This window comes from Nocardia altamirensis NBRC 108246 (genome assembly GCF_001612685.1).
GTDB lineage: Bacteria > Actinomycetota > Actinomycetes > Mycobacteriales > Mycobacteriaceae > Nocardia > Nocardia altamirensis.
Genome location: NZ_BDAY01000155.1, coordinates 1 through 2,101 on the forward strand (window position 1 = coordinate 1; position 2,101 = coordinate 2,101).

The following is a 2,101-nucleotide window of genomic DNA, read 5'->3' on the forward strand; positions in this document are numbered from 1 at the left end:
GGGCCTGGCGGTCGGCTGAGCCCTCACGGGCGCGCGCCGACCTGGCGGCATCGCCGCGGGAGCGGTCCGAACTGCGCTCGCCGCGACCGCTTTCCGCGCGACCGTCGTCGGCGCGCGACCGATCGGAACGCGTGCCCGCACCGCGGGAGCCCTCGGCACGGGCCCGGCGCTCAGCCGCCGCCCGCGCGCGCTCCCGCTCGGACATCTCGTCGAACCCCGACCGGTCGTCGTCGGTCACCCGCGCCGCGCCCCTGCCGAATCGGCGCGGGCGATCCGGCATCTCCTCGATGCCGGAGCGTTCGCGCACCCGTGCGCCGTCGCGGCGCTCGCGCTCGGCGGACGGGCGTTCGCCCCACTCGTCGTACTCGGCCTCGTCGCGCCGCCTGCCGCGCCGAGCCGGTGGCTCGCCGCGTTCCCGTACGGGTGGCTCGTAGTCACGTGCCATGAATCCCTCACCCCGCCAGTGCCTTCGGAATGGTCGCGTGCTCCGGCAGGATCACCCCGCAACCGAGCGAGGCCGCGAAGGCCGCCGCCTGGTAGCGGTAACACCGCCGAATCTTCAAGCGCGCCTGGGTGGACAGGTCGCGCGTGATGGCTTCGATACGCGGCAGGTCGCCGCGCAGGGGCTCGGTGATGGTCACCAGCGCCCCGAAGCGGGTCACACCGTGACCCCGGGCTTGCTCCTCACGGGCCTGCTGGGTGGCGCCCACCCGCAGGGTCGCGGCCGCGGAAACCACGCCGCGTTCGCTTTGCTGAGCTACCAGTGCGTTCTTGAAGTCGTCGTCGACGATCTCGGCGGCATCGGCGGCCGAATGCGGCCGATACACGATGGCGATGCGCTTGCGTGGCACTTCGGGATTGGGGGCGAGCAGCCGTTGCAGCACGCGCTCGTCGACCGCACCCTCGGGCGCGGCGTCCATCTCCCAGGTCACCGAGCGGCCACCGTCGTGCACCAGGTGATCCCACTTCTCGTCGTGCGAAACCGGGCCTGCGTCAGCCCAATCCAGCCCGTGGCCCTCGGGTTCGCTTGCCGCGACTTCCAAGTCGGCCTGCGAGGCGGGGTCGTAGCTGCGCCGGATGAACGAGATCACCTCGTCCGCCGACATCGGCTGGGCGCGCACGCCAGCCTCGGCGAGTGCCGCGCAGATGCCTGGCAGCCTGCGCCCGATCTCGACGGCCTCTTCCGCCGGGTTCTTGCGGCGTTCGGCGGTGGTCGCCTTGAAGGTGATCGCCACGCGCGGCAGCAGCTGCACTCGCTCCTGCGGCAGCTCCGTGGCGAGTTCGTACATCACCTGCTGCGCGAGCTCCGGCGCCTCCGGCCTGGTGATCGTGGAAACCTCGGTGAGCAAACGGTTTCCGGTCTCCGGCACGGTGTCGATGACCGGAACGACGGCGACGATGTCGCTGGTCTGGCCGACCGAGGCGAGGAACGTGCCCCACGCCGACACCCAGCGATCGATCACCGGCTGGTCCACCGCCTCGTGGCCCTGCGGCCAGGCGCGCAGCACCACCGTGTACTGCGCGAACTGCGGCAGGTGGATCATGCCGAAGCTGTAGCCGCCCGCGTCGATGCCCTCGTAGAGCTTCGACGGCGCGAGCAGACCCGGCAATCGGGTGACGCCGCCAGGGATTCGGGAGAACCGGCCACCCCGGTACACGTGCTCGCCACGCTTACGCGAGCGCATCCAGTTGAACATCATCAATCCCGTCTCGTAGCCCGAGCGGCCCCCCGTCCGCCACACCAGGGGAACCATGATCAGCACACCGACGCCGCCGACGATCATGCCCCACTTGAAACCGCCGACCATCGCGGTGATCAGCGCCGTGATCACCACCCCGAAGCCGAGCACGGTCTCTTCCCACCGCAAGCCGAAAAGGCCTGCGCTGCGGGGCTTCTGCCACAGCCCGTACGAGCGACGCTCGTAGGTGTCGTTCGTCGTTATCGTCATCGCGGAATGGTGCTCCTCCCGAGGTCGGGCGAGCGATTCGCCCAACGGTCACCGGCCACATCACCCATCACCTGGTCGGCACGGCTCAGCCCGCTCGTCGCGGCGCGCGCCGCACCGATCCGGCCCGCCGCCCTTGCCGCACCGGACGGTAC

1 protein-coding gene and 1 pseudogene are annotated in these 2,101 nt (G+C 71.0%); both read right to left on the reverse strand.

Translation table 11 applies throughout. From position 1 onward, the window contains the following. Positions 1-445: pseudogene (locus tag NA11_RS43575) on the reverse strand (hypothetical protein); the annotation flags it as partial. Between the two features lie 7 nt (positions 446-452). Beyond that, positions 453-1,949, reverse strand: a complete 1,497-nt coding sequence (locus tag NA11_RS43580; RefSeq protein WP_069167989.1) for an SCO6880 family protein — start codon at positions 1,947-1,949, stop codon at positions 453-455. Positions 1,950-2,101 lie beyond the last annotated feature (152 nt).

Bases quoted from the DNA above. Each gene is read 5' to 3' on its own strand.
- NA11_RS43580 (WP_069167989.1), bottom strand. From the start codon at position 1,949: ATGACGATAACGACGAACGACACCTACGAGCGTCGCTCGTACGGGCTG.